The organism is Rhizobium sp. SU303 (assembly GCF_021052345.1).
Taxonomy (GTDB): Bacteria; Pseudomonadota; Alphaproteobacteria; order Rhizobiales; family Rhizobiaceae; genus Rhizobium; species Rhizobium laguerreae.
Genome location: NZ_CP088095.1, coordinates 3,408,429 through 3,435,324, shown reverse-complemented (window position 1 = coordinate 3,435,324; position 26,896 = coordinate 3,408,429). Strand labels below are relative to the sequence as shown.

21 protein-coding genes and 2 pseudogenes are annotated in these 26,896 nt (G+C 59.0%); 10 read left to right on the top strand and 13 right to left on the bottom strand.

Annotation, left to right across the window (positions count from 1 at the left end; all coding sequences use genetic code 11):
* Positions 1-255: 255 nt before the first annotated feature.
* The 6 genes from RlegSU303_RS17165 to RlegSU303_RS17140 all read left to right on the top strand — a co-directional run bounded on the left by RlegSU303_RS17165 (position 256) and on the right by RlegSU303_RS17140 (position 5,063).
* Positions 256-681, top strand: a complete 426-nt coding sequence (locus RlegSU303_RS17165; RefSeq protein WP_072637488.1) for a helix-turn-helix domain-containing protein — start codon at positions 256-258, stop codon at positions 679-681.
* Positions 682-690: 9 nt separating this feature from the next.
* Positions 691-2,538: a peptide antibiotic resistance protein gene (locus tag RlegSU303_RS17160; protein ID WP_131719256.1), complete on the top strand. Its 1,848-nt coding sequence runs from the start codon at positions 691-693 to the stop codon at positions 2,536-2,538.
* A gap of 20 nt (positions 2,539-2,558) precedes the next feature.
* Complete coding sequence (locus RlegSU303_RS17155; RefSeq protein WP_077979023.1) at positions 2,559-2,771, top strand: hypothetical protein; 213 nt, start codon at positions 2,559-2,561, stop codon at positions 2,769-2,771.
* Between the two features lie 42 nt (positions 2,772-2,813).
* A complete protein-coding gene (locus RlegSU303_RS17150) occupies positions 2,814-4,007 on the top strand; it encodes a YcaO-like family protein (protein WP_131719257.1) in 1,194 nt (397 codons plus the stop codon).
* Entirely contained in the window at positions 4,004-4,711 is a 708-nt protein-coding gene (locus tag RlegSU303_RS17145; protein WP_094088812.1) for a TfuA-like protein, read from the top strand. The genes RlegSU303_RS17150 and RlegSU303_RS17145 overlap by 4 nt, the downstream gene beginning before the upstream one ends.
* A gap of 103 nt (positions 4,712-4,814) precedes the next feature.
* Positions 4,815-5,063, top strand: coding sequence for a hypothetical protein (locus tag RlegSU303_RS17140; protein WP_003542090.1), 249 nt, complete (start codon positions 4,815-4,817; stop codon positions 5,061-5,063).
* A 416-nt stretch (positions 5,064-5,479) separates the two neighbouring features.
* On the opposite strand, the gene RlegSU303_RS17135 is transcribed toward RlegSU303_RS17140, so the two are convergent.
* From RlegSU303_RS17135 to RlegSU303_RS34390, 8 genes and pseudogenes are all read right to left on the bottom strand, one after another.
* Positions 5,480-5,686 carry a hypothetical protein gene (locus RlegSU303_RS17135; protein ID WP_003542083.1) on the bottom strand — a complete coding sequence of 69 codons (207 nt, stop codon included), beginning with the start codon at positions 5,684-5,686 and terminating at the stop codon, positions 5,480-5,482.
* A gap of 1,317 nt (positions 5,687-7,003) precedes the next feature.
* On the bottom strand, positions 7,004-8,128 hold the full coding sequence (locus tag RlegSU303_RS17130; protein ID WP_017961645.1) for a glycosyltransferase family 2 protein: 1,125 nt from the start codon (positions 8,126-8,128) through the stop codon (positions 7,004-7,006).
* The gene (locus tag RlegSU303_RS17125; protein WP_131719258.1) at positions 8,125-9,879 is read right to left on the bottom strand and encodes an ABC transporter ATP-binding protein; all 1,755 of its coding nucleotides are present in this window, start codon (positions 9,877-9,879) and stop codon (positions 8,125-8,127) included. Before RlegSU303_RS17125 ends, RlegSU303_RS17130 begins: the two co-directional genes overlap by 4 nt.
* Positions 9,872-10,948 carry a glycosyltransferase family 2 protein gene (locus tag RlegSU303_RS17120; protein WP_131719259.1) on the bottom strand — a complete coding sequence of 359 codons (1,077 nt, stop codon included), beginning with the start codon at positions 10,946-10,948 and terminating at the stop codon, positions 9,872-9,874. The genes RlegSU303_RS17125 and RlegSU303_RS17120 overlap by 8 nt, the downstream gene beginning before the upstream one ends.
* A gap of 7 nt (positions 10,949-10,955) precedes the next feature.
* Positions 10,956-13,958: a trifunctional glycosyltransferase/class I SAM-dependent methyltransferase/polysaccharide deacetylase gene (locus RlegSU303_RS17115; RefSeq protein ID WP_131719260.1), complete on the bottom strand. Its 3,003-nt coding sequence runs from the start codon at positions 13,956-13,958 to the stop codon at positions 10,956-10,958.
* Positions 13,952-15,133: a glycosyltransferase family 2 protein gene (locus RlegSU303_RS17110; RefSeq protein ID WP_131719261.1), complete on the bottom strand. Its 1,182-nt coding sequence runs from the start codon at positions 15,131-15,133 to the stop codon at positions 13,952-13,954. The genes RlegSU303_RS17115 and RlegSU303_RS17110 overlap by 7 nt, the downstream gene beginning before the upstream one ends.
* Before the next feature lie 69 nt (positions 15,134-15,202).
* Positions 15,203-16,156 (bottom strand): NAD-dependent epimerase/dehydratase family protein, encoded by a 954-nt coding sequence (locus RlegSU303_RS17105; RefSeq protein WP_131719262.1) that lies wholly within the window; start codon positions 16,154-16,156, stop codon positions 15,203-15,205.
* A 363-nt stretch (positions 16,157-16,519) separates the two neighbouring features.
* Positions 16,520-16,669, bottom strand: a pseudogene (locus RlegSU303_RS34390) (NAD-dependent epimerase/dehydratase family protein); the annotation flags it as partial.
* Positions 16,670-16,961: 292 nt separating this feature from the next.
* Here RlegSU303_RS34390 and RlegSU303_RS17100 point away from each other — a divergent pair.
* On the top strand, positions 16,962-17,117 hold the full coding sequence (locus RlegSU303_RS17100; protein WP_165505280.1) for a hypothetical protein: 156 nt from the start codon (positions 16,962-16,964) through the stop codon (positions 17,115-17,117).
* Between the two features lie 8 nt (positions 17,118-17,125).
* Here the strand turns inward: RlegSU303_RS17100 and RlegSU303_RS17095 are convergent, their stop codons facing one another.
* Together RlegSU303_RS17095 and RlegSU303_RS17090 are read right to left on the bottom strand one after the other, a co-directional pair.
* Complete coding sequence (locus tag RlegSU303_RS17095) at positions 17,126-18,547, bottom strand: DUF882 domain-containing protein (RefSeq protein WP_131719314.1); 1,422 nt, start codon at positions 18,545-18,547, stop codon at positions 17,126-17,128.
* A gap of 198 nt (positions 18,548-18,745) precedes the next feature.
* Positions 18,746-19,231, bottom strand: a pseudogene (locus RlegSU303_RS17090) (LysR substrate-binding domain-containing protein); the annotation flags it as partial.
* Here RlegSU303_RS17090 and RlegSU303_RS17085 point away from each other — a divergent pair.
* The 3 genes from RlegSU303_RS17085 to RlegSU303_RS17075 all read left to right on the top strand — a co-directional run bounded on the left by RlegSU303_RS17085 (position 19,120) and on the right by RlegSU303_RS17075 (position 21,783).
* A complete protein-coding gene (locus tag RlegSU303_RS17085) occupies positions 19,120-20,550 on the top strand; it encodes a carboxylesterase/lipase family protein (protein ID WP_231283231.1) in 1,431 nt (476 codons plus the stop codon). The pseudogene RlegSU303_RS17090 and the gene RlegSU303_RS17085 overlap by 112 nt on opposite strands.
* Before the next feature lie 15 nt (positions 20,551-20,565).
* Positions 20,566-21,147 carry a flavodoxin gene (locus RlegSU303_RS17080; RefSeq protein ID WP_231283229.1) on the top strand — a complete coding sequence of 194 codons (582 nt, stop codon included), beginning with the start codon at positions 20,566-20,568 and terminating at the stop codon, positions 21,145-21,147.
* 84 nt (positions 21,148-21,231) lie between these two features.
* Positions 21,232-21,783: a nuclear transport factor 2 family protein gene (locus RlegSU303_RS17075; protein WP_231283228.1), complete on the top strand. Its 552-nt coding sequence runs from the start codon at positions 21,232-21,234 to the stop codon at positions 21,781-21,783.
* Positions 21,784-22,389: 606 nt separating this feature from the next.
* Here the strand turns inward: RlegSU303_RS17075 and RlegSU303_RS17070 are convergent.
* From RlegSU303_RS17070 to RlegSU303_RS17060, 3 genes are all read right to left on the bottom strand, one after another.
* Positions 22,390-24,303, bottom strand: a complete 1,914-nt coding sequence (locus RlegSU303_RS17070; protein ID WP_131719263.1) for a mechanosensitive ion channel family protein — start codon at positions 24,301-24,303, stop codon at positions 22,390-22,392.
* 154 nt (positions 24,304-24,457) lie between these two features.
* Positions 24,458-25,900 (bottom strand): DUF1254 domain-containing protein, encoded by a 1,443-nt coding sequence (locus RlegSU303_RS17065; RefSeq protein WP_168276624.1) that lies wholly within the window; start codon positions 25,898-25,900, stop codon positions 24,458-24,460.
* A 111-nt stretch (positions 25,901-26,011) separates the two neighbouring features.
* Positions 26,012-26,842 (bottom strand): hypothetical protein, encoded by an 831-nt coding sequence (locus tag RlegSU303_RS17060; protein WP_017961630.1) that lies wholly within the window; start codon positions 26,840-26,842, stop codon positions 26,012-26,014.
* Positions 26,843-26,896 lie beyond the last annotated feature (54 nt).

The window sequence follows — 26,896 nt, the reverse complement described above, 5'->3', positions numbered from 1 at the left end:
ATATCTTTGGCTTCGTGTCGGCAATTGGGCACCTTTGTGCCTCGTCATGACGAAGGGCGCTGCGGGCTCGGCGGAGGCGCTTCAACATCATTGGCATCCGGGCCAAATTGCGCCAGCTGCAATAATCCACAGGTTGTTTTTACTCTGTGCACTGCTGAAAAAAATCCTTACGAAATATTTACTTTTAGTTGCATTCTTGCTTAAACTCTCCATTATACAGCTGGGCGTGCTGATAAACGCGGGAGACTTATTCACATGAAGGCTAAATCGCCGAATTCGATTGACGTCTATGTTGGCAACCGCGTGCGCGTTCGGCGAAAGACGCTCGGGATGACCCAGAGCGGCTTGGCCGAACTTCTGGGCATTACCTTCCAGCAGATCCAGAAATACGAAAAGGGAACGAATAGAATAGGCGCCAGCCGTCTTCAGCGCATATCCGAGATTCTTCGCGTGCCCGTCGGCTTTTTCTTCGAGAACGGCGGCTCCGGGCCGATCGACGGCGCGACGAATGAATTGAACAGCTTTTTGTCCTCGAAGGAGGGGCTGGCGCTCAACAAGGCATTCATCGCCATCGAGGATCCGAATATCAGGCAAAAGCTGGTGGCGTTGGCCAAAAGCCTGGCGGTCGCGGGATTGCCTGACAGCGACAGTGAACTGCAGGATTCGGTTGTGAACAGCTAAGGACGGATCGTGCTCTACCTGCAGACATTCGGCGATCTGCGGTTGACCGAAACGAATGGCGACCCGGTTCGCTATCCGATCAAGGGCCTGTTGATGATGGCCCATCTCTATGCCGGCGCGAGCCATGAACTCAGCCGTTATGAATTGGCTCAGTTTCTATGGAATGACGTCGAATCCGAGCTGGCGAGGCTCAATCTGCGCAAACTGCTTTCCCGCATCCGCGAGACAGACGGCGGACGCGCCGAAATTCCCTTCGATTTCACCGCCACCACGGTTCGTCTCAACACGCAGGCGGTTTCCAGCGATCTGGATATTTTTCGCGCCGGCGGTTCGCCGCTGGAGCGGCTGAACGCGATCGCCGAACTGACCCAGCGTGGGTTCATCGGAAATATCAAACCAGCGACAAAGCTGATAGACGCCTGGATCAGGGCACAACGGGACGCCCAGGCGCTGCAATTGCGGCAGGCATTGCTGGATGCGTTGCCGGATGCACAAAAGCCCGGCGCTGCGCGCTCCATTTCCGGCGCCGCCCTGCAGATCCTCGAACGGGATCCGAATGACGAGCAGGTCAGAGCCTTGCTGCACCGGCTATCCGGCGGTTCGTCCCTCAGCGAGAGATTGCCGAAGGGCGACGGCCATGCCAGGGTGCAGGTGAAGCGTTCCGAGGCCGGCGGTGAGACGACCGCCGACATCGAACGCGTATCGCAGGCGCCGCTGATCCTACCTCGGCTGGTGCTGCTTCCCCCGACATCGAAACATGCCGATGCCGGGCTTGCGCTTGCCAACGCCCTGATCGAAGACGTCACGATCGAACTCTGCGCGCTCAGAAACATTTCCATCGTAGCGCCCCATACGGCCGGCCAGATCCGCCGCGACTCCGAGAAGGCTGCCGTGGTCGCCCGTCACTCGATCGCCTATCTTCTGGATACACGGCTTTCCGAAGAGGGATTGTTCGCCCAGCTGGTTTATTTTCCCACGGACGAGATCATCTGGGCTAATCGCTTTACGATGACGCCCGATATATTGCCGCGTCAGAGACGGCTGATCGCGCAGCAGTTGACCATGTCTGTCGCCCGCGAGCTGGCTGAAAACGAGGAAGAGCGCTTACGCTTCGAAGCCAATCCTGAGGCCTATCACGCCTATCTGGTCGGCTCGAGCCTGATGAGCAAATTGACATTGCCGCATATCCGCCGGGCCCGAAAAGCTTTCAAGCAGTCGCTGTCGCATAAGGCGGATTTCTCTCCGTCATTTACCGGGCTGGCGAGGACCTTCACCAGCGAGTGGCTCGTGACGGCGCAGGGAAACAATGAGCTGCTGCATCTGGCGGAGCAGAACGCGCTTCGGGCCATCGAGCGGGATCCGGCATCGGCGGCGGGCCATCGCGAGCTTGGTGTCACCAAACTCTATCTCGGCGATGTCGATGCCAGTGTCGCCGCACTTGATCTGGCCGAACAACTCAGCCCGCATTTTGCCGATGTCATCTACAGCCATGCCGACACGCTCGTGCATGCATCCCGCCCCGGCGACGCGCTCGCCAAGATCAGAAGAGCGATTTCGCTCAATCCGATCGCGCCTGATGCCTATCTCTGGTGTGCTGCGGGAGCGAGCTTCTTCCTTGAACAGTACGAGGAGGCCATCGCCTATGTTGAGGCGATGAAAGACAAAGCGCCGGCCCATCGCATCGCCGCGGCCAGTTGCGCAATGATCGGCGATCGAAAACGGGCGCTCTTCCATCGGCAACGGGCCGAAAGTATCAACCCGGTCTTCGACGTCGAGAAGTGGCTCGCCATCGTTCCCTTCAAGGAAGATTGGCAAAAAAAGCTTTATCGTGAGGGCCTGTTGAGGGCTGGTTTTTAACAATAGCTGAGGGGCATTACATGGCGAAAGCTGTCATTATAGGTATACCGGGTGAGGCGGGTCTCTGGCTTGCCGATCTCGACGCGGGTACGGTCAAGCCTCTCAATCCGACGGGGGAATTGGCGACTGCAAACGGCCTGCGCAAGGCCGGCGGCACGTTCGTGAAGAGCGTCGACCTCGCCGTCGCGGTTTCCTCGGCGCAGGTTGCCCTTTCCGGTCACGTCGACGGCTGAGCCGGTATTCTGACACACCGGTCCATATATTCCGACAGGGTCATGTCGCCGCGGGAAACCCTTTCCCGCGTCGAACCTCTTTTGGCCGGGTTCGGCATCACCAGGGTTGCGCGACATACCGGACTGGACGATATCGGAATCCCCGTCTGGTGCGCATACGCCCCGAATTCCCGCTCGATCGTGATTGCCCAGGGAAAGGGCCTGACCGATCTCGATGCCAAAGTATCCACTGTCATGGAAGCCCTCGAACGGGCGGTCGCCGGCGAACCCTCCGTCGATCTCGTCCACGGCACCTCTTCCCGTCTGCAGGCAATGGGGCACAAGACCGACGTGCTGAATTGCCTGACCGCTAGCCACAAACCCGATCTCGGACCGGACGAGGAGACGGAATGGGTTGCCGGCGTCAATATCCTCACCGGCGAGGAGGTCTATATCCCCTTTGAAGCGGTGGTGCTCGACCGCACGCGTGACGCGCGATACTGGATGTCGTCGGATGGCCTGGCCTCGGGAAACAATGTCGAGGAGGCGATCTTGCACGGCGTCCTGGAGCGTATCGAGCGTGACGCCCATGTGTTGTGGCAGGTGGGCGCGGAAGCGGATCGTTATGCCGGCTGCACCGATCCCCGCGGCTTTGAGGACGGCGCCCTGGACGGGTTGATCGACAAGATCGAAACCTCGGGATTGGCGCTCAGGCTCTTCGATATCACCAGCGACATCGGGATCCCCTGTTTCACCGCCATGCTGGGTCCTGGGGATTCCCTCCTGGGCTCCCGGGATTTTCACGGCAATAAGGACATTCGCCTCGTCGAGGTGACCGGCGGCACCGGCGCTCATCCGTCTCCCGTGCGCGCGGCCATTCGGGCGGTGACGGAAGCCGTGCAGTCCCGGATGACCTATATCAGCGGAGCCAGGGACGATATTTCTCCCGCAACGTTCTCAAGATGGCTGCCGCCGCTGATGCGGCAGGCCTTCGATGCGGTTGCCGCACCGCCCGCCGCTGCCATCGGCCGTGACGAGGCGGCAGGGTATCACCAACAGGATCTGCCGCAGTTGCTGCAGCATGTGCTCGACGCGCTGAGAAACAGGCGGATTGCTTCGGTGATCGCCGTGCGTCTCAGCGACGACACGCTTCCGTTCAGTGTCGTCAAGATTGTCATCCCCGATCTCGAAAATCCGGAGGGGGAGCGCGCCCGGCGGTTTGGAACGAGGGCGCTTGCAAGGGCGATAGGATTTTGAAGATCATTTTCGCAGGTCCCAGTCTTCCCGATGCGGCGTCGCTTGCCGGCGAGGGGATACGCGTCTTGCCGCCTGCCACGCAAGGCGATGTCCTGGCCGCGGTGGAGCAGGGTGCCAATGTCATCGGCCTGATCGACGGCGGCTTCGAATATGCCGCACCGGTCTGGCACAAGGAAATTCTCCATGCTCTGTCGCTGGGTGTCGCGGTTCTCGGGGCGGCAAGCATGGGCGCGTTGCGCGCTGCCGAATGTCATCCGTTCGGCATGATCGGAATCGGCCGCATTTTCGAAGACTATCGCACCGACCGGCTGGTCGACGATGCCGCCGTCGCGCTCACGCACGCGCCGAGCGCGCTGGGCAGCAAGCCGCTGACGGTACCGCTCGTCAATGTCAGCGCAACGCTCGATGCGATGGAGGACCGCGGACTGCTGGAAAGTCGGTTGCGCCAACAGCTCGAAGATGCCGCAAGCGCGATATTCTTCAAGAAGCGAACGTGGCGAGCGGTCGTCGAGCAATGCGCAGGGCTGGCTGAGCCGGATCGTGCGGGCCTGCTGGCGGCACTTCTGTCGAACGCCGTCGATCAAAAACGCATCGATGCCTTGGGATTATTGAAAGCCGTGCAGGACGTCCGCGACATTCGCTCAACTGCCGATCTGCCCTGGAAACTGCACGACACCTCTTTCCCCACGCGCCCTGCATTGTGAACCGAAGCCGGTAATAGTCACCGAGGGTTGTGTCACGCTTTTTTCACGGGCTGGATCACTTCCACACGCGTATCATTTCCTCAATTCATTGGAGAACTGGGGCATGGGCGTGACATCGGTTGTCAAGATAGATGCAGACCAAGGGGCGGAAGACGGTCTGGAAGAGCTCGTCGCGTTGGCGCGGATGATCGCCTATGCGCGACAGGTCGCTCAGGATGTCAAACTGCCGTTCGCGACGAATTGCCTCGACCTTGCGCTCGAGGCAGTGAAGCAGGAAGTCGGGGAGGGCTTGACCAGGGAATTGGCCGAATTGAGCTCCCCGGTTCCGCAAGTGAGCGTAAGAAGTCATTAGTACGATTAGTACGGCACGTCCGATAGGGCGCGCCGAGAACGCTCCATCACTTCAAACCCGCGATAACCCCGAAAATCAGCTTCGATTTTCGGGGTTATGTGTGTGGTTGCGCGCAGCCGAGCAGTCGTCAATCGAACGGAGCCGTTTGTTTCAATCGCGGTGAGATAACGCGCTGAAACGCGCACGCTTGGTATGTGCCCATGCTTCGGCGTTTCGGGTCAATTGTAGGTTAGGGAAGTCCGGCTCGTTTCCGGCCGTTGGCGCTTTATTCAGAAGCTGTTCAAAATCCGCCTCACGGATGGGTTTCAAGCGAGGGGTAAGCGGCTTCGCTGACGTTGCCTCCGGGCAGGGAGGCGGCGCGATTTCGCACTCAATGTCTTCTGCACGACCAGCCGATCAACGACCGACCCTTCATCTCAATGGGTCAGGTTGCGCTTCTGGGCCAGCAACAGAATGTAATCGTCGGCAATGTCTGCGATGGCCATTGCGACTTCCGCCGGATCGCATCCCTCGACCTTCGTATTTGCAATGAACTGATAGACCGCCTTCTCGATCTGCTTCCGGCAGATCATCACGCGCTCATCGTAACCAAATTCCGGAATCTGCGATGCTATATCACTCATCAGGTCGGCTCCCTCACTACTTACAGTGACCATGACACAAATTATAAGTTGAGCAAGCAAATGCTTTATGAAGGGTTAATTCGTTTGGGAGGTGCGACCATTTCGACACAGGTCAGCCATCTTACAGGCCGCACGCGTGTTGAATCAGGACATGTCAACTGCGCCGCGAGCAATCGCTTGTGTCGTATCGGGAGGCTCGTCAAAGAGGACAGGAATGTCTTAGGTCGTTGAGTTTTGTGCCGGTATTTCAATTGCGAGTCCAGGCTCATATGCCGACTTTTGAAAAGACAGACCGAATGCTGTTGGCCGACCTGTTCGGTGCAGGTCGCAGGTAGATAAGAGATACCCTTTATTTATCAATATATTACACTTCAATCCAGCGGTCGTGTTTTGCATCGGCAACTTTTCTTCTCGCGACCGTCCCAGGATTGTTGGACCATCCGCGGTGACCAATCATCACCGATGATGCAGGCATTTGCCGGGGTCGTTGAGAGCCCGGCGGGAGAAGTAGCTTTCGGTAGATCTTCTGTTCCCAAGTCGAAGGTAATGCTGATGCTCCTTGAAAATGTATGCACAATATATGAAATCGATAACTGAGTTCATCAGGATAAAATTTATCAAAAGGTAAAATCATTAATTTCAGACAATGGTTGTATTTAAAAATCAATTGTAAGACGATTAAGTTTATACATGATGGTAATCATTTGATTTGTTGTTCTTAATTGCGGCAGTGATGCTTATGAAATTCTATCGGATGGTAGTCTCGAAGTGATGATGATCTTTCTGTCTCCGCAATTTCATTGCGGATCCGGAAGCATCACCGAGGTGAATTGAGGCGATAGTCGAAATATTGACGGAATAGAACCCGAATTTTGCTCTTCAATTGCCGATGACGGGGGATTTTCTGATCGAACCGAACTCAACAGCGATAGTATCGCCATCCGCGGTGAAATCTATTTATGCCGATGCGGCGATAACGGCTGTCGCATTTGTTGCAATCAGCCAAAAAAGCAAAGTCGAGGACCCGCCGGGGTGGGTGACGGGTCCTCTGCTAAGAATGTTTGCACGTGCATAAGGATGATTACAGTAAAACTCTGTATTGTCACAGATCATTATTGGGGTAATTGCTTTTTTTATATCTTGTTCTCTTATTTGCTCTTACTATTCTGATTAATTATCAAATTCGTAATAGAAGGTAGTGAGGTAGTCGCCACGCCGATTGAAGTGATGGGTTGTTAAACCTTTAGATTTTTGAGCAGCCGGGCGAAAAACTGCCGCCGGCGCTGGCGCCACCAACAGATGTGTAGTCGGCAAGCATCAAGCCTCCTGCGACGAGGCCGCCGCAGAGCATTCGCCGGATCGATCGATCTCCGACAAGTGCCTTAACAATGCCTTCGTCCTGAAGCGTGTCCAACCGCCAACCAATGGGACAAGTGGGTCTATCTCTTCGAATTTCCTGAAATTCTTTCCCTTTTGTTCCTTGGCTGGCCAGGCTTTGGACAATGTCCTGCGTGCGGCTCTGTCGGCTTTTGAAAGGATCAATTTGAACAGGATGCCGGAAGCAAGCATTGGGCTATGATGATAAATGTGCTTGAGCGAGGTCGCGGCGCGGCGCCAATCTTTCAATGCGGCAAATTTTGAAAATGCATAAAGATTCGCCGAGGCGCGGGCGCAATTGACGACAAAAGTTGGAAGCTGTGGATTGCGGGCGATACATTGCTCCGTCACAGCCAGAAGCGATAGCGCCATTTGCGACCTGTCGGAAGACATGGCTGCTGAATGAACACGATATCCCACTAGACCCAACGGCACCGTCTCGATCTTGAAATGCTCAGCTGTACGAAGTTCGAAGTCGAAATCCTCGCATCCTCCGATACCCTGCCTGGCATAACTTGGATCGTAGCCACCGATCTTCTCAATGACTGCGCGGCGAACCATGAAGCCGCTGCCATTGCCGACGAAGCGGAATACGAGATGACGGGTGAAAATGGTGTCCCTGGCGTTCAGTGACGAACCGGATCTCATGCAATATCCCTCGGGATCGATGAGACGGTGAAGAGCATAGACCGCGCCCCAGGTGTTCGGCAGGGGATGGAGAGCCGAAAGCATTCTTTCGATATAGGTCGGATGCCACAGATCGTCGGCATCGAGGAAGGCGATATAGTCGGATTTCGATGCTTCAATCCCAGCGTTGCGGGCCGCGGCGACGCCACGGTTTTCAGTCGAGACAATCCGGATCCTTGGATCACTTGCGGCAAAATGGCGACAGATCGAGGCTGTGTCGTCCGTCGAGCCGTCGTCGACGATGACGATCTCCAGCGCCTTGTGGGTCTGGTCGATGACGGACTGGAGCGTCTGGGCAAGGTAGTCTCTGGCGTTATAGGCGGGGATCACGACGGCCACCCAAATCCCGGACATCGTTGACATATCCATCTCCGTCACCCGAGCTTCGACGTGGGAGCGGGGGGGCGGAGATCGATCCGATTCTTCATCAGCCTGGCCACAGCGGGCCGATGGCTAACGACGATGAGCGTTCTGCCGGCGTCTTCTTTCATCGCCGAAAACACCCGCATCTCGGTTTCTTCGTCGAGCGCGCTCGTCGCTTCGTCCAACAGCAGGATCTGAGGCCGGCCGGCGAGCGCGCGCGCCAGGCCTATGCGTTGCCTTTGTCCGCCCGAAAGCCGGATCGCCTCGTCGCCCAGCCATTCATCGAAGCCATACGGCAGATCGTTGATGAACTCCGTTGCGCAGGCCACATCGGCCGCCCAGCGGATATCCTGCTCCGATATATCGCGACGAAACCGGATGTTGTCGAGGACTGTGCCCTCCATCAGTTCAACGTCCTGACCCGACACGGAGAGCAGCTCCAGCCAACTGGAACGGTCAATGGTTGCGAGGTCCCTTCCGTCAATGGTGATCACGCCTTGGCTCGGCGGGTTGAGATCGAGAATCATGTTGAGGATTGTGGTTTTGCCGGAGCCGCTCGGCCCCGTCAGAGCCGTCGTTTCGCCTGCCCTGATGGAGAAGCTGAGATCGTCAACAGCCGGGGCGTTCGACCGCTCATAGGCGAACGAGACGTTGTGGAAGACAATCGCCTCCGCCAGGCGGGTGACCGGCTCTCCTTGCGAGGTCAGTTTGATGTCATCCTTCTCCGCAAGCAGCGCCAGGACGTTTTGCAGGGACGCTTCCATCTCGTAAAGACTCAGAATCTGGGAATCGAATCCTTTGATATGCGGCTGCAGCCTGTAGAGAAGGATCGTGGCCGAGAGCGCCGCCTTGAAATCCACCGGCAGGAATTCCGAGGATAGAATGATCGTCAGGATGACACCGAACGTCAGGATTTCACTCACAAGCGAGGTCGTCGCGCCCATCCAGTCCGACCGGCGCCAAGTCTGGCCGACCTCCCTGGAAAGCGCCGCGAAGAGCTGCTGGTGGCGCTTCTCGAGGCCGAAGCTTTTGACGGCCTTGGCAGTTTGGAGCGTTGTCCAGCTCAGTTGCGTCAATGCCTCCACTGCCGCCACCGCCGAGGCTCCCACGCGCCGGTAGGCGCCGGCAAAGAAGCCTAATGCGAAATTATGGAGGACGCCGAAGATGAGCCCGAGCAAAGCGATCGGCCAGGCCATCACCACCATGCCGACGCCGAAGATCACGATCGTGCCGAAATTGACCCCCAACCGCACCAGGCTGGCATGCGCCGAGGAGACCGCATAGGATTCCGTGGCGATGACGTTGATCAGGTCGCTACGCTCATAGTCCTGAAATCGCTGGAAAGGAATGGCCAGGACCTTAGCGTAGAGGCGATCCCGCATCCTGTCGCTAATCCGATGATTGATCGCGCTCGAGATGAGCGAGTTGGCGCATCCCAGAAAAATCCGCAGGAGGATGGAGCCGATGAGAATGCCGATCAGGACAGGCTTGGAAAGGCTGAGGTCGATGTTGCCGAAAAACGCCGGGAGCCATGCAATGGCGGAGCCGGAAACCGGGCCTTGCTGCCCTAGAAGAAAGACCAGGCTGACCAGAAGGGTTATCCCGATCATTTCCGAAAGGCCGGTGAGAATTCCGAGGACGATCATCACCGTCATCTTGAACCGCAGCGCCGGCACGAGTTGCCGAAGCTCGCGGAACCGAGCTGCCACGATCAGGTTGTAGGCGGTGGCCGGCTTGGCGGATGCAGGTTTTCGAAACCTATTCATTGTCGGCCACCCGCGCAGCGATGGGGCTGGGCGCTTCCCTGGCCGGCATGCCGGCGTATCGATCGCGGAAAGCTGTTCCGGCTTGCGGGATGACCGCGGCGAAGCGGGTTTTGGGTCGGGCCGGAGGCTTGCCCAGGGCGCGCCTCGCTATGCGTATGCCGTGGCGTTTTACCTGCCGCCATCCCTGCTGCATGCCATGGATGACAAGGCGTGAGGGGTATTTGCTCACCATCATCGGCGCCAGCTTTTTGAGCTGCGCATAATCGTCGTCGAGAAACGCCTTTTTGAAATACCAGGAGGCGGTGTTGAATTCGGCGGTCCGGATATCACGCTCAAAATGTGGATAGCGGGCGATGATCGGCGCCATCACCAAGGCGTGGGACTTCAGCATCCGATAGGCATTGCTGGACATGTTGCCCTTGGTGAAACGATAGCCGGTCAGAAAATCGGGTACCAGCGCGAAGGGCAGCGTTTCGGCGAGCGCCAGATAAAGTTTCAGATCCTCACACCCCTCGGCGCCGTTGTCGCGCAGGCCGGCGTCATAGCCGCCGCAGCGAAGAATCTCCGCCCGCGGCATCAAGGGCGTGCTGCCATTGCCGATGAAATTTTCCCGCAACAGCGGTTCGAAGATGTTTCCTTGATGCAGGACCGGGCGCGAATGGCCGAAAATGATGCCGTTTTCGTCAATCGCCGCATACCAATTGTAGGCAACTCCGTTTCCGTGGGGAAATTTCAGCACCGCCTCAAGCTGGAGCTCGATCTTGCTGGGATGCCACACGTCATCGGCATCGACAGGGGCTATATAGAAGCCGCGCGCCTCTTTGATGCCGTGGTTGCGCGCCCGCGCAACCCCACCATTGTCCTGGCGGAGAACACGGACACGGCGATCGGTCAGGCTGTAGTCGCGCGCAAGATCGAAGGTGCCGTCCCGCGACCCGTCGTCGACCACCAGGATTTCGAGCTTGTCGTAAGACTGGGCAGAGACGCTTCGCAATGTTTCGACAAGCGTCTTCTCGGCATTGTAAGCCGGTATGACGATGGTGACCAAGGGGGATGCTGCGGCAATCATGGCTTTGTCATCCGATAAAGGCTCCGGGCAGGCCGATGAGTTCAGGGAAGGCTTCAAGCGGGCGATCCCCGCGCACTTCGAAGCGCGGCAGAGCGAAGAAATTATCGGAGAAGGTAGCCTTTGCCGGCCGGGTCGTGAAGCCGACGCTATAGCCGGCAAGCGCCAGAATGCCCGGGACCCTGAAGTCTGTCCCGCCATAAGGAAGTGCGATCGATTCCACCGGGGCGCCCAGCCGGCTCTGCAGCGCGTCGCGCGATAATATGGCTTCGGCCAGCAGGGCTTCGTTATCAATCGCACTGGCTGGTGTGTGGGATGCGAGGTGGGAGCCGAAGCTGATGCCCTTTTGGTGCAATTCCTGAATTTGCGACCACGACATCAGCGGTGCAGGTTCTCCATGGGCGGAATCCCAATCTGACCGACCGCCGACCTTATCGGTCACGACGAACACGTCGGCGCTGAAATCATTCTCGGCAAGGATCGGGTAGGCGTTCGTCTGGAAATCCAGATAGGCGTCGTCGAAACTCAGCATCACAGGCCGGCCCTGGATCGGCTTGCCGCTGCGCAGAAGATTTGCCAGGTTCTGCGCGGTCACGCTGTAATAGCCCTGTCGCCTCAGGAACTGCATCTGCTTGCGGAAAATCTCCGGCGGCGTGCGGAAGCGCCGGAGTGCAGCGGGGCCGTCTTCTGCGATCCTGTGATACATCAGAATGGGAACCGAGGTGGTCACCTCCGTCTTCCATGCCGCCTCGCGCGCGATGCCCGCCGGTCCGCAGATAATGTGCTTTGCCACATCCGTATCCAATGGGGCTCCGTGCGCTTCGATCCACAGGGCGGGATTGGCCACGGCACCTTTCCTGAATCGGTGGATGGCGTAAAGCTCGGTGTCGATCGTCTCTTCCAGGGCGAGGCCGGCCTGCGCGGCAAAAACCCGTTTTATCGTCTCGACACCGAAAGGATGGCCCCAATCGAAACCGGTTCGGCCGGGTTCGTCCTGGCGGATATGCGCGTGGGCAGTGATCAGGTAGCCGTCCGGCTTCACTGCTGCGGCCATCTTCCGGCAGACGGCCGCAAGCATCTCCTCATCCTTCATATAGTAGAGGACTTCGGAACAGATAACGAGATCCTGCTCGGGCGGAACATCGCTTTTGACGAAATCGAGAACACGAAGCTCGACGTTACCATGGTCGCGGCACCGCTTGATCGCCCTGTCGATCGCGCGCTGGGAAATATCGGTGGCCGTCAGCCGACCGACCCTTGGCGCCAGCTTCTCGGTAAAGATTCCTTCGGCGCAGGCGAGTTCGAGGGCCTTTTCGATCCCTTCCGGGATCAGGCTCAACGTCTGCGCATATTTGACTTGCTCGTAGACCGAGATGTAATTCCATGGATCCGGGCGTTCGAACATATGCTCCCAGTATTCCTCTTCCGATTGAGTGGAAGCAGTCTCTTTTCTTTTCTCCGACCTTGGCCCGGGAGAATTTCGAAACGGCGGTGCCAGTCGATGTTCGAAATCCCGCAGGATTTCGGAAATCCGGGCGTCATTGTCCTGTTTGTCGCCGGGCGCTGTGGCAAGGAGGGCATTGCGTCCGACACGCACCAAAAACCTTTCGAGACGCCCTCGCCGCCGGCCGCTTTTGATGATCAGTCCGCCGAAGGTCCTGTAGCCGCGCAATGCCTCCATTGTCCAGGAGCTGGCATAGGCGAGTGCGTGGGGCGTTTGCAGATGCTCGTCTGCCTGCATCTCATGCATGATCAGCCTGATCTGCGCCCGGATCGAAAGATCGCCCCAGAATGGCCCGACAAAGGAGCCGACATGTTGTCCACCGGACATGGCGTGCATGACGAGCGTGTCGGCTGGTTCGGCCTTGGGGATTCGCGAAAGCGTTTCGAGCGCGACACTGACCACCTGGACATTGCCAAGCGTGAATGACCGCAAAGGGTTTGCGGCGGATATGTGCCAAGAAACGGCGTCAATGATCTTGCGCCCAGCGCCAGGCATGGAATGATCCTGAATTAGCTGGATGAGCGAAAGGAACGTCGGTCGCCATTTATCGAGAACATCGATGAGACCGTCTGCCCGATCGATAAAGAGCCCTGTCTGCAGGCCATGGAGGATTACGCCGGCAAAAAGGTTTTCGTAGCCCGCGGCGTCCGGCATGTCAGGCAGAAGCGCTGCAAGGGCTGCAATATCCAAAGTCGGATCGAGCTTGGCGGCGACGACCCAGGCGAGCATGCGCAGTTGGCTGACGGGGGGCGTGATCCAACCTGTCTCCGGCCCCCCTGCCGACAAGCCCTGCTGCATCTGCAGCGCCTGCGCTTTCGTCGTCACGCGAACGGCGTCGCGCACCAGTTTGACCGGATCGCCGGACAGCGAACCGGCCTTCATGCGATAGAATGCGAGGCATTCGTCCACATGGCAAAATTCGGCGCCTGCAAAGGCCATGCGGAGCCAGAGATCCCATTCCTCGCCGGTCTGCAAGGTTTCATCCATGCCTTCCAAATGCTCGAAAAGGCTTTTGGGAAAGACGACCGTATGGATGGCAAGGGCGCAGAAGGAGGAGAATTCGCGCTTGGCGGCATCTCCCGTCAGGATGGGAGCCTGTTCTACCCGCAGCAGCCGGCCGCCCGGAGCAACGCGACGATAATCGCAATAGGCGAGAACGGGTGGAGATGCATCCTCTGCCACCGGCTGCATGTTTTCGATGAAGGTCGGATCCAGCCAGTCGTCGGCATCCAGCATGCAGAGCAGGGGAGCGACCGCAAGGCGTGCAGCGTGGTTTCGCGCCGCGGCGGCGCCGGCATTCGGCTGACGGGCGGGGAGAATACGGCTATCCGTTCTTGCTATGCCCTCAAGCACCTCCCAGGTGCGGTCGGTCGAACCGTCATCGACCACGACCGCCTGCCAGTTCGATCGCGTCTGCTGCTGCAGGCTGGCAAGACATTCGGCAAGCGTGTCGTCTGCATTATAGGCGGGGATGAGGAATGAAATGTCAGGCGTCGCGGCGATTACCATGCGGGCCTCTTCCATCGCCGCAGAACGTATAGCGCGCCGTTTACGCTTCCGAGCATCTCCTGCTTCAGGAAGAAGTCGTGCGATGTCGTGCCTTTGCGAAGCCGTCTTCGGAGCCTTCCCGCGTAATATTTCGGAAACGAGAGCAGGATGCGCCGCAGATTGGCGTTATTTCCTGTGTTCTGATACTGGACCAGCAGTGCTGCGACATGGCCACTCATATATTGGTAAATCTGTTTGGCGAGCCCCTTCATATCCTTGCGATGAAAGTGCCAGGCTACCGCCGTCGGCTCGTAGCGGCAGACATGGCCATGATGGAGGAGCCGGTTCCAGTATTCGGAATCGCCCGAGCATCCGGCAGCGCCCATATCCAGGCGGACATCGAACAGGCCGATCTCCTCGAAGACCTTGCGACGGAAGGCCTGACTTGCGCCGGCCCCGATCGTCCAGACCGGAGCGCCGTAACGTGTATCCCGACGATAGAAGTCCTGATTGAAATCCTGCCGCAGATAGCCCCTGCCAAAACCCCAATGCTTTTCGAAGATAAATTGTGCGGGCGTTGCAAGTTCTCCGGGAAGAACCAACCCGGTTACGCAGGCGATCTCCGGCAGGTCGAACCCCTTCATCAGGTTTTCCAGCCAGCGCTCGTGGAGGACGACGTCATCGTCCGTAAACGCGACGAATTCGGTTCTCGCCGCACGAACCGCCGCGTTGCGCGCATAATCCAGCCCGACCCGGTCTTCGCGGACATAGGTTGCGCCCGATTCCTCCACCACACGACGTGTCGCATCACCGGCGGAGGCATTATCCACCACGATGATCTCGACGGGGCCGAGCGACTGTTTGGGGATCGAGGCCAGGCACCGACGTAGCTCCTCCGGCCGGTCCTTGGTGCAAATCAGAATGCTGACGTCTCGGTTGCGCACCGGCGTTTGCGCGACATGACGCGCATGCTCGAGGGTCTCGGGCCGCACGATACGCTCGGCGAGGGCGGTAGCTGTCTCGGGCATTTCTATATAGGTCTGTCCGACGGGAAGACCATCCGACAGAAAAACCACGAGCCCATCGGTGATCGGGGGCGAAACGGCATCGAGACGAGAGGAGGCGAGATCGAGATAGTGAATCGGTACGGGAAAACTCATATCCTTCAGATCGGACGGAATTGGTTCTCGCATCATACTCTCTCAATCGCACCGTGAACATACGCCGCGCGCATCCAAGACGCGAGTCTCGAAAGCCGACATGGTTTATTCCGCGGCGTGCCTCATTTGGTCCCTGAACCAGTCGAGAGTCATCGCCACGCCCTGTTCGTAGGTGATTTTGCACGACCACTCGGGCATGACATAGTGCGCATTGGTCAAGTCCGGCCGTCTGTTCGTGGGATCCTGCGGCGGTGACGGTTCGAAGACGATCGGCACGCCGCCGACAAGTCTGGAGACATATTGCGCGACTTCGAGAACCGAAATCTCGCGATCGTTGCCGACGTTCAGAGGCCCCTTATAGTCGGTTTCATTCATCCAGAAATATCGCGCGAAACCATCGACAACGTCATCGACATAGCCCCAGCTGCGAGACTGAAGGCCGTCGCCGAACACGGTAATCGGCCGGCCCGAAAGCGCCTGGGTGATGAAGTTGGAGACTGCGCGGCCATCGTCGGACCGTGTCCGCGGGCCATAGATGTTGAAGGGGCGAACGATCTTGACGTCGAGCCCCTGGGTACGCTGCATCTCGAACAGCAGCGACTCCGTGCATCGTTTGCTCTCGTCGTAGGATGAGCGAGGTCCGGTGCAGTCGACCTGGCCCTTATAGGATTCCGGCTGCGGCGACACCAGAGGATCGCCATAGACTTCGGAAGAAGATGTGAAACCGAAACGTCCGCCCTTCTTCAGCAGATCGAGAAGCCGGAACGCTCCGAGAAGATTGGCGGAAATCGTCCTCTTCGGCTCCTTCATGTACCACGGCGGCGATGCGGGGGATGCAAGGTGATAGATTTCGTCGAATTTATCCGACGTCTGCAGCGTCTCGACGTCGGCTTTCACGAAATGGAAACGGGGGTCTCTGATGTGCGCGATATTTTCGAAAAGCCCGGTCCAGAGGTTGTCAACAACGACCAGCTTCTGAATGTCCGTCCTCAGCAAAAGTCGATCACACAAGTGGGATCCGATGAAGCCAGCCCCGCCAGAAATCAATACGCTTTTCATTGCATTGCGCCTCGTGACTTGAGAAATGTGCCTGTTTATTAGCATCGCCTGTAATGCATGGCAATTATTTAGAGGAGTTCTAAGAAATACTCACTCATTAATGTTAATCGTTAAATGTAACTACTTTAAGGTGATTGTCGCTGCCGATGCCGCGCTCGATAACGAGCGACCGCGCCGGACCGGATACTACAGATGAGCGTTGCGCGATCATCACGACCTGCCCTATCTCGACTATCCGTGCCATGAGAAGTCCGCCCATCTGCGGGTACGATCGAAGGAATCCGCATGGTTTCGAGAACCTCTCCGACGCGTTCCGGATCCAGAGCTGAGGTTGCTCATCGACAAGCATGTCGCTCGGCGGCAACGGGGATCCTTGATGTGTGCTATATTTTCGAAAGGTCCAGTGTAAACATTGTCAACAACAACCAGTTTCCGGACATCGTTTCCTAAGTAGAAGTCGGTCACAGGCGATCCAATGAAGCCGGCTCTGCCAGAAATTAATACGCTTCTCACATCAATGCGCCTCATTACTTCAAGATATATTATTGTTATTACAGCGATTGAACGTTTGGTATGGGCACGAAGTCCGGGGTTGGATCGGACTTTGGTCTGAATTTCCCGCGCGCGGAAGCGATCGTCGTCGTCTTTTCAAACGCCTGGACAACGCTTTAACACATTGGATCTACCTCATTTTTCCCGAGCATAGATTCCGATTTTCGGGCCGATGCGCGCGCATCGCCCATAAGGTGTGCCAATTGTTTAGGAGATCCTAAAAAATCTAGTCGGCCATACGCAGATACATGGAATGTCACGCCTTCGTGGTGCCGCTCGGCTGTTGCTGGTGACCGCACAGGCTTCTGGCACTGGGCGGCGACGCCTGGTTTCTCGGGACCGCCAGCCCGGTTCCACCATGGCCGTTCTGGCGCTTTTGACCGGCTTCGTGCTGCGCATCAAGCCTTGACGATGAGGTCAGCCCTCTGGGGACGACGCAAGCCGGTTGGCATCGAACTGGGCGGCGACCGGAATGATATCCTCACCTGACGTCGCGATATTGACCTCACGATGAACCGTGCGCGGGGAAATGCGAGGCGCGCTCAATTCAATTATCTCGCCAGGAGTATGCAGCGCCCATTTCATCAGCGCCGCTTCGGACGTCGATCCGAGGAAATTTGCTTCTTCCCAGGAAGCGGTCATGGGCAGGGAGGCGATCATGTTCGTGCCCTGCTTGGAGGCCTGGTGTGCAACAAGGCGGGGTTCAAAGCGGGCGTAGGCCGGCAATGCAGACGCCGGTTTATCCGGAAGGACATCAATTGGGCCGATCGACGCAGTCTCTAGTTTGTCATCCACGTCTGCGTCGTGCTCCAGGGCAGGCGGCCGCATCGCCGGTATCGGAATCGAGAGAGAGGAAAGATCCGGAGCGGACCGTTTGTCATCCCGCTGGGCGGCGCCGGTCTGCAGCGCCAGCGCATTCAATGCTCGGCTTTTCGGCGTGGGCAGAAGCGCCGTCACGAGTTTATTGTCTGCGGTATCGCCCCTCGACCTGTTCGACGCGCTCACATCTTCGTCTTCTCCAGCGGTGCTGGCGATCTGGATCGAGGTGGGGCCGCCGCGCTTCTTGTGGTTCGCAACCGCCTGATTATATCCAGGCAGAGGCCGGCCGTCGGCCGGAAGATGTATCGTCTGCCCATTCGGGAATATTCGGGCGAGCTCTTGCCGGGACATGCGGGGCCAGGCCCTGACATTACCGACGTCGAGGTGCACGAAGGGCGATCCCGAGGTCGGATAATATCCGACGCCGCCGACCTGCATCTGCATCGCCAGCGCACGCAGCGTCGAAAGCTTCACGCCGGGAACGTAGAAATCCATCGCCTTGCCCAGCATGTGCTGGCTCTTCTTGGCGACGCCCGTGCTGCGCGAACGGTTGCGGAGCATGTTGTTGGTGCTCGGGGAACGATAGGCGGAGACGATATGGATGTAGTCCTTGCCGCCGCTGCGCTTGTACACCTCCCAGACCAGGTCGAGCAGCCGGGGATCCATCCGGGTCGGCTCGTTCCTCCGCCAGTCGCGCAGAAACCGATTGATCTGGGCGAGGCCCTTTGGATCGAACTTTCCGTCCCGCTTGTAGGTGATCGTGGCCCTCTCGCCCGTATGGGTAAAGAACAGCTTCAAGGCCCGATCTTCCGCCGAGGCAAATGATGCAGAACCGACAAATGCCGGCAGCGCAAACAGAGCCGGGAGAATGGTCTGCGCTGCGAAGCGTTTTGCACGCGACAGGAGCTTGGCAATTCCGCACAAGCCTCCGCTCGATAATCCTTGCACTGGGTACTTCAACACGAACAATCCCGTCCAACACCAAACACTCGACGACGGGGCGGGAATCTCCGCATCCATCAGGCTCAATAAAGCCAGCTTATGGTCAATAAATTGCTAACAAGCGGATGCGAGCCATCCAGGCGCAGCGGCACTCGAGGGCCGGCGCTGTTTTCGTCACGTTTCGGCCGACGGCGATGCCGGCCGCTTGCGTCTGCGAATGAAGTCGCGTCGCGCTCTTCCTACGAAGACACGGCAATAAAAAGGCGGCCCGCCCTCCTACTCTCGATACCGCAAAGCGTTCAGAAGAAGCACGAACGCCGGAGAGTGCTGCCGCCGGCTAGGGTAGTACAGGTGGTATCCCGCGAAAGGCTCGCACCAGTCCTCCAACACTCGCACCAGGCGTCCGTCGTCGATGTAGGGCTTGGCATAGTCTTCGAGCATGTAGGAAAGTCCGACGCCGGCGAGCGCCGCGTTCATCCGTAGCGAGCCGCTATTGAACACGGCCTGCCCGTCGACCCGGACGTTGACGGTCTTGCCGCCCTTTTCGAACTCCCAGGCATTGATCCTCTTGAATGTCGGCATCCGGATGTTGGTGCAGTTGTGCCGTGTGAGATCTTCCGGAATCTCAGGTCGCCCGTGCTTGTCGAAATATGAAGGCGACCCGACTACCGCCATTCGCAGGTCCGGGCCGATCCTCATCGCGATCATGTCCTTCTCGACTTGCTCGCCGAGGCGAACGCCGGCGTCGAACCGCTCCGCCACCGCTCGGGGAGGACTGCTGCGTCCTCAATGTGTTCGCGCCGGATCTTGACACCAACGCCAAGCGGCCCGTGATGTTTTACATCCAAGGAGGCGGATACATCAACGGTGGGGGAGGCGGCGCCGGTCTCGACGGAAGTAATCTTGCCCGATACGGCGACGTCGTGGTGGTGACGATCAATCATCGTCTAAACGCCTTCGGTTTCACCAACCTGTCCCACCTCGACCCTGAGCACTTTGGCGATGCGGCCAATGCCGGCAACCTCGACATCGTCGCCGCTCTGGAATGGGCGCGGGACAACATCACGCAATTCGGCGGCGATCCCGGCAGCGTGACCGTTTTCGGCCAGTCCGGTGGTGGATCGAAGATCATGACCCTGTTGGCGATGCCGAAGGCACAAGGTCTGTTTCATCGGGCGATCAGCATGAGCGGCGCCGCCGGCCTGAACGTCGATCCGGCTACGGCGATGGAACCCTATGTAAACGCGTTCATCAAGGAACTGGGGGTCGATCCGAAGAACCTCGCCGCCGCCCAGCAGATCCCGATGCAAACCGTGCTCGACGCCCGTATCCGCGCCGTAGCAGCCTCGTTCGAAGGCGCCCGGCCAGTCATCGACGGCAAGCATATTGTGGCCCGTCCAATGGCCCCGGAAGGCCTGGCGATGCATGCCAAGGTTCCAATGCTGTTGGGCAGCACCAAGACCGAAGCCAGCCTGTTCTTCCAGAGCGACATGCGCAACTTCACGCTAACGGAGGAGCAGATGCGGGTGCGGTTGCGGACTACGTTCAAGATCGATGACGCTAAGGTCGACGCCATTATGGCGGCTTACCGGAAGGCGTCTCCCGATATGACGCCGTCGGACATCCTGGTGGCGGTCGCCTCCGACGTTCAATTCCGTCTTCCGCTGACCGGTGCGGCGGAAACTAAGTCAGGCGCAACAGGGCAGGCCCCGGTCTACATGTATAATTTCAACTGGACGATCCCGTGGCAGAACGGCGTGCTCGGATCGCCGCATGCAGTCGACATCCCGTTCGCCTTCGGCACCGTCAATGAGGCCGGGGAGATGATCGGTCCGGGCGACGACGCGATGGAGACCTCGATGAACCTCATGTCGGCCTTCGTAAACTTTGCAAGGACAGGAAACCCAAACAACGCTCGCATGCCGGACTGGAAGCCGTACGACACAACGACCAGAACGACGATGCTCGTCGATGCAACGTGCGAGACGGCTCTGGATTGGAGAGGCGATGCCCTCAGAGAGGTCGCGACCTTGAAGATTGATCCGTTCAATCGTGCTGCGCTTTATAGATATGAGGCCTGAACAAGGAGGCGGAGAGTGATCCCCACAATCCCCAAACGCGCCCTTCTGCAAATAATGTTTCTGAGCGCCGCCGGAGTGGTCTTTCCCAAGGTGCAGGCTCTCGCAGAACGCCAGCCTCCTCGATCGTTGGTCGCGTACTTTTCCCGAACCGGGAACACGCGTGTGATCGCCAATCAGATCCGGCGAGCCCGCAATGCGACGCTCTTCGAAATCAACCCAGCCACGCCCTATCCGGAAGACTACCAGGCGACCGTCGCGCAGGCCGCCGCAGAGACGGAATCCGCTTATCGGCCACCGCTCAAGCAAATCGTCGCCGACATTCGGTTCTATGAAGAGATCTTCCTGGGGTTTCCAATCTGGGGGATGACTGCTCCGCCGGTGATCCGCTCGTTCCTTCTGGCGCATGATCTGACGGGTAGGTCTGTCGTCCCCTTCGTCACCCACGGCGGTTACGGCCTCGGCAATAGCATGGGCGTGGTCGAAGCCCACGCGCCCGAAGCTACCGTCCGTCGTGGGTTTTCGCTCGCAGCAGACCAGGAGAAACGAACTCTGGAAACTGTTTCCGCCAGGTTGGACGCCCTGCCGCCAACAGACTGACTGCATGCCGGCGCTCCAGGCAGGTGGAAAAGCTCGCGATCATATCGATGGAGAGACAGTTTTGACAAATATAAAGCCCGCCGATTGCAAGGAGGGTGGCATCGTCATCTGCTCGCCGGACTTTCTCTGGGGCTGGCGCTGATCCTCTCGCCCTTAGAACCGGAGGCGCAGACGATGAGCACTTCTACCATTGAGCAGAAACTGCAGGCACTCGAAGACGGAGCAGCCTTGAAGACCCTCGTCGACACGTTCTCCAATCTGGCGGACACAAAGGATGTCACCGCCCAGCTCCTGTTGTTCACCGAGGATGCGACTGTTTCTAGCGTATCCAGCGGCCAACCGGGTTCATCCTTCAAGGGCCGCAAGGAGATTGGCGATGCCTTTGCTGGCTACCTCGCCAACTTCGAGACCGTCTATCACATCAACGGTCAGCAGACGGTCGAGCTGAATGGGGATACCGCGACTGGAACAGCCTATTGCCTGGTGGTCCTCATTGCGGATGAAGCCGGAAAGAAGATCAAGAACACCAGCGGCGTCACCTACCATGATGAATATGTCCGTCGCGACGGCAAATGGCTGATCGCCAAACGGACCTCCAATTTTGCCTGGCGCGATCGTCAAGAGCTGGGCCAATAGTACCGCTTCCGCGAATTCGGCGTGTCCGGGTAGCCCGCGACGCCATCCGCCGCGCTCATGCCGCCCAGCCGTCGCAGCGATACAAAGCGAGTACTTGTTGAGCGCATTCCCGAGATCGCCGCAAGGATCCCGGCATCGGTTCGCGTTATCCGAGCGACATCAGAGTTGTCGCTCACCAGCTCGACTTTGCCACCAGGTTTTACGATTTAAGCTGACAAACTCGGCGAGCCTATTTTGCTTCCAACCTCAATGCCTGGTGCCTGGTTCTCTCTGGCAACAGCGTCTAGTTTTTTCAGGAAGTCGCCGAAAACGTCTTCGGAGTCGGCGGGCAATGCGAACTCTGGTAGGCCACGCAAATGTGGTCCCAAGCGCTTCAAGGTATCGCGCTCGATGATTCCTGCTGCGGTTGTTTTATACGTTTCAGACATGATGGCACAACGACGGCGCCAGTTTTAAGTTCCGCAATATTGTATTACTATTTGATAACTCGCTTGGCGAAGCCCTCAGTGCCGGGCGGACCGTGACGTGAGACATTCAGGACGACGGTCTCTCGAGGTAGACGCCAGTCCCGAGGGCGGACGTCGTTCCCTGCCACAATCATGCCAACTAACCCTCCTCCGCCACCCCCTTGTCCTGCTCCGTCCGGAGCGCCGTCGCGGCCGCCGCTGCGCTGTCCCTGGCATCGCCGCCGACTTGAACCGAAGGCGTCGCGAAATCGATGCCGTTTGCCTTGAACGCCTCGCGGATCTTCGCGTATGCCTTGCGCCGGATATAGGTCTGCATGCCCGGCACCGTCGTCATCGCGAAGCTGAGGACGATGCCGTAGTCGCCGAACTCCTCGACGCCTTTCATCTTCAGCGGCTCGATGAACAGTGGCCCGAGTTCCGGATCGGCCTTCAGCTCCTCCCCGATCTTCTTCGCGAGCTTGCGCGCCTTCTCGATGTCCGCGTCGTAGCTCACGTTCACCCGAAACTTGTCGATCACCCAGTCGCGGCTCATGTTCTCGACGGCGCCGAGCTCGCCGAACGGAACGGTGAACACCGGGCCGCGGTGATGACGCAGCCGCACCGACCGGAGGCTGAATCCCTCGACGGTTCCCTTGTAGCTCTTCGCCTGGATGTATTCACCTACACGAAAGGCGTCATCAAGCAGGTAGAAGATTCCGCTGACGACGTCCTTCACCAGCGTCTGCGATCCGAAGCCGAGCGCGACGCCGAAAATACCGGCGCCCGCAATCAGCGGCCCGATCTGGACGCCGAGTTCCGCGAGCACGATCAGGCCGGCGACAACCGCCACTATGACGGCGAGCATGTTCCGGAAGATCGGCAGGAGCGTCCGAAGCCGGCCCTGCCGGGCCGCCTGAGATGCATCGCCTGCGACACCGGACGAAACGGTGAGCCGTCTGTCTATCCACGACCTAGCGAGATGCCACGCGAGATCGGCGAGTAGTAGAACAACCACGCTCTTCAGAAGTCCGTAGGACACCGCGGCCACGACATGATTGTTGTGGACCAGGGAGTTCGGATCAAACCGCCAGACGAGGGCTAGCCATGCAGCAGCCGCCACCACTACGACGGCACGGCTGCCACGGGCAAGCAGGACGCGCTTCATGCTGTCAGGTTCGGAAGGAAACGCTTCGGCCGCCGCCCGACCGGTGAAGCGCAGCACCGTGGGCAGGGCCATCGCGTAGACGCCCAGCCAGAACAGGCCGTGCAGACCGACGCACCAGAGCGCCCAGATGACGACGAAGGCAAGGCATAGCGATATGCGCGTGGCAAGGGTCCTCCCGGACGAGGAGACGGCGCCCTCGACGGCCAAAGCGAGGAGGGCGATCGAAAAGCAGAACGAGATCGCCTCCGTAGCCGCCGGGTCGATCGACAAGGGCGGGCCAAGACTTGCGGCGGCAACCGCGACTACGGCAACTCCCGCAAAGACCTTCGCCCGCCTGCGGACGGAAGACGCCAGCACCGCCGCATCGAGAAGCGCGGAGATCGTTCGGTAGGCGACGAGCGCCAGCAGCGACACGAGGAGGACGATGCGTGGAAGGGCGGGCCAGTCGAATGCGAAGAAGACCGCGCCCATGGCCACCGCGAAGACGCCGATCGCCAGCAGGCGTTCCTGCAGTCCTTCAGCGCGTCGTCTCGACCGCGCGAACATCCGCTCGGCGAGAAGTCCGACCGCCGTCAGCCCAAGGAAGACGACGAACACCGGCAGCTTTCCGTGGGACAGGGCGTCCGCCCTCGTGCGAGAGGCTGCCGCCATGAACTCGCCGGGAATCCTTGGAATTACCTGAACGACGCCATCAATCCGGCTCCGTGTGGCCGCCTCCCATGTCGCCAGCCCGGCGTCCACTTCCTCGACGGCTATCGACGACGGGCCGGGCGCTTTCTCCAGCCATGACCGAACCTCCGGATCCTGCAGCAGCCGCACGAGATCGTCGACCTTCTGGGGTCGTGGAGCCTCCTGAGCGTGAGCAGAGGCGGACATCGTCAGGGCCAGAAATAGCCCGATCCATTTCATACACTTGTCCCCTTCCGGCTGTTTTTCGACTGAGAAGACCGGTCTCTAGTCCGACTTCAGGTCGACGTCCAGCCGGTTGCGGCGCTCCGAGCTCGTGGAGCGCCTTGTCGAGCCCGCCGGCGCGGAGCAGGTTCCAGTCCGCGTTCAGCGTCTTCTACGAAACCCGCATCACGCCGGGCGGCTGCCACGTTCCTTTACCCGCAGGCAGGATCGAAGGCGCTTCCGTCTTCGGCCAGTACAGGCGCATCACCAGATAGATCGTGCCGTCCGGGGCCGGAAGCCAGTTGGCTTCCTTGTCCGCTCCGGGGCTGTCTTTCTGGATATAGAGGGTGAGCGAGCCGTCCGCGTTCTTCTTCATCCCCGGCAACATCGGAGAGTTGATGAGGTAGCGATTGATCGGGTTCTTGACCAGGAACTGGCTCTTGCCGTCGTACATGGTCACGGACCAGAAAGAATTCACTGGTGGCGACTGGCCGGGCGGGAAGGTCAGTACGTACTTGTGCTTGCTGCCGTCGAGCGGCTCACCGGTCGAGTCCGTCCGGGTATAAGGGTACATCGCCTCGACTGCATCGTTGGCATAGAGGCCGGCCTTGGCGGCACCAGCGCGCATCAACCAATCGCCGTCGTAGAAGGCCTCGTCGCCAAAGAACGCGCCAACGTTCCAGCCGTTGATGTTTTTGTTTCCGCTGGTCAGCCACTTGTCGACCTTGCCATCCCCCTGTTTCATCCCGATCAGCAACTCGGCCTTGTGTTCGAGCGGCAGATCGTTGAACTCGAAGGTCTTGCCAGGACCAATGCCGATCCTTGCAAGCTTCGCTCGGATCTCCTTGTCCCTTGACGTCTCCGGGACGAACTGCAGAGCCACGTCGAGATATTCGAAGAAGTTTTTCTTGATGCCGGCTGTGGTGGCGGGAAAGAACTCGATCGTCGGTGCAGCGGGCGGGGCGGGTTGCTTGAGGAAGGCTGAAAGCGGTTGCGCCTTGTAGCCGGCCTGCACTTTTTCCACGTTCGCCATATCTTCGGCGTCGATAAGCTGGGTCCGGAAGTTCGCGAATACGAACGGAGTGCTCGAGGTGAAGACCTGCTTAATGCCGTCGGGCTCCTCCCCATTCCAGTCGGGTCCGACCACGAGATAGGAGCCCGGCTCTGTTCCCGTAGCGCGCGAGCCGATATAGCCGAAATTGTAGGTGTTGCCGTCGATGAGCTGGACCGAGTAATAGCGTTCCTTCTCGACCGTCGGTACCGAGATGACCATCGGCTCAGCACGCAAGTCCAGCCAAAGGATCGAGTAGGGCGTGTCGCTGTTCGGCGTGATGATTGCCGTGTCCGCCGGGCTGGCGACCTGATGCATGTTGTTGATCTCGTTGAACGGCGCCTTGAACTGTCCGGAGTTCCTGTCCACGGCGAACTCGTTCATCACCGCATAGTTCATCACCAGCGGCAGGCCGTAGATGAAGCCTTCTTCAGCGATGTCCTTGGCCTCCAGCAGACTGGGCCATTCGGCCTTGTTCTGCGCAAGCACCGGGGTGGACTTCGCCGTTGCGGCGACGAGTGCGGCCATCGTAGCAGAGCGGAGTAGATCGCGTTTCGTAAGCATTTGAACGTCCTTTCGGTTCGCGGCGTGCGATCAGGCACGCGCAGGTGGCAGGAGAAGGGGTCATGCGGCTGCGGACATCGAGCGGTCCCAACCAAAGGCGGTGTTATGCGCCTACTTCGGAAACAGGAAGGTCAGCCCGACCCGGACGCCGAGCCCTTCGGGGCCGTCGTCAGGAGCCGCCGCCCAGTATCGAAGTCCGGCCGTCAGGCTGATCGGCTGCTCGTTCACCTTGACCAGCTTGGAGACGGTCAGATTGATCGGCACCGACCAATCGTGCGCCTTCCAGTCGTATGTGGATTCCGTGTTCAGTGCGAACGTCCAGGCAGTCGGCGTCGTGTAGGAGAGGAATGGCTGCATGTACGTGCTGCTGATGTCGTTGCGATCCTCGTTGCCGGCGAACGACCAGATGTGGTTGGCCAGTACGCCATAGGTCCAGGGGCCGTCCTGCTTCAGCGCGACGATGGTCGGCCCTGCGCCCCATTTCTCGCCGCCGAGCAGATCGTCCGTCGCGGTCGGGATCAGGAAGACAGGTCCCGCCCCCCAGATCAGGCCGCCATCGGTCGGCTTGGCAGGCGACAGGAAGAAGCTCTGAACGACGTCGCCGAGACCGAACTGCGACCCGGATTGCCCGGCGATGTCGTTCTGGTAGGTCACGGGAAGGATCGTGCGGGAGATCAGATTCCAGTCTGCGTTCAGCGAGAAGGGGATCACGGGCTGGATGTTCAGCGTCGCCTTGTCGCCATCGAGCGGACCGTAGCCATGGTCATAATTCAACTGGAAGGGAACGCTGATGAGCGAGGCGATCGGGTTCGAAAGCTTCTTGGCGAGATCGGAGCTGGAATCCTGACCATAGGCCGGCGCCCCCAAGCCGAGGGTCGCGGCGACGGCGAGCGTCAGGGACCTCTTCAGCGGCAGGGTGCGGGTCGATGCGGTCTTGGCCATTTGCTCTGTCTCCATCCGATGCCGAGGCTGGCGGCGAGCCTCGGGTCATGCGCC

Bases quoted from the DNA above. Each gene is read 5' to 3' on its own strand.
- RlegSU303_RS17085 (WP_231283231.1), top strand. From the start codon at position 19,120: ATGAAGGCGACCCGACTACCGCCATTCGCAGGTCCGGGCCGATCCTCA.
- RlegSU303_RS17105 (WP_131719262.1), bottom strand. From the start codon at position 16,156: ATGAAAAGCGTATTGATTTCTGGCGGGGCTGGCTTCATCGGATCCCAC.
- RlegSU303_RS17125 (WP_131719258.1), bottom strand. From the start codon at position 9,879: ATGAATAGGTTTCGAAAACCTGCATCCGCCAAGCCGGCCACCGCCTAC.
- RlegSU303_RS17165 (WP_072637488.1), top strand. From the start codon at position 256: ATGAAGGCTAAATCGCCGAATTCGATTGACGTCTATGTTGGCAACCGC.
- RlegSU303_RS17095 (WP_131719314.1), bottom strand. From the start codon at position 18,547: ATGGATGCGGAGATTCCCGCCCCGTCGTCGAGTGTTTGGTGTTGGACG.
- RlegSU303_RS17100 (WP_165505280.1), top strand. From the start codon at position 16,962: ATGTCACGCCTTCGTGGTGCCGCTCGGCTGTTGCTGGTGACCGCACAG.
- RlegSU303_RS17140 (WP_003542090.1), top strand. From the start codon at position 4,815: ATGGGCGTGACATCGGTTGTCAAGATAGATGCAGACCAAGGGGCGGAA.
- RlegSU303_RS17115 (WP_131719260.1), bottom strand. From the start codon at position 13,958: ATGGTAATCGCCGCGACGCCTGACATTTCATTCCTCATCCCCGCCTAT.
- RlegSU303_RS17065 (WP_168276624.1), bottom strand. From the start codon at position 25,900: ATGCTTACGAAACGCGATCTACTCCGCTCTGCTACGATGGCCGCACTC.
- RlegSU303_RS17070 (WP_131719263.1), bottom strand. From the start codon at position 24,303: ATGAAATGGATCGGGCTATTTCTGGCCCTGACGATGTCCGCCTCTGCT.
- RlegSU303_RS17150 (WP_131719257.1), top strand. From the start codon at position 2,814: ATGTCGCCGCGGGAAACCCTTTCCCGCGTCGAACCTCTTTTGGCCGGG.
- RlegSU303_RS17110 (WP_131719261.1), bottom strand. From the start codon at position 15,133: ATGATGCGAGAACCAATTCCGTCCGATCTGAAGGATATGAGTTTTCCC.
- RlegSU303_RS17120 (WP_131719259.1), bottom strand. From the start codon at position 10,948: ATGATTGCCGCAGCATCCCCCTTGGTCACCATCGTCATACCGGCTTAC.
- RlegSU303_RS17135 (WP_003542083.1), bottom strand. From the start codon at position 5,686: ATGAGTGATATAGCATCGCAGATTCCGGAATTTGGTTACGATGAGCGC.
- RlegSU303_RS17060 (WP_017961630.1), bottom strand. From the start codon at position 26,842: ATGGCCAAGACCGCATCGACCCGCACCCTGCCGCTGAAGAGGTCCCTG.
- RlegSU303_RS17155 (WP_077979023.1), top strand. From the start codon at position 2,559: ATGGCGAAAGCTGTCATTATAGGTATACCGGGTGAGGCGGGTCTCTGG.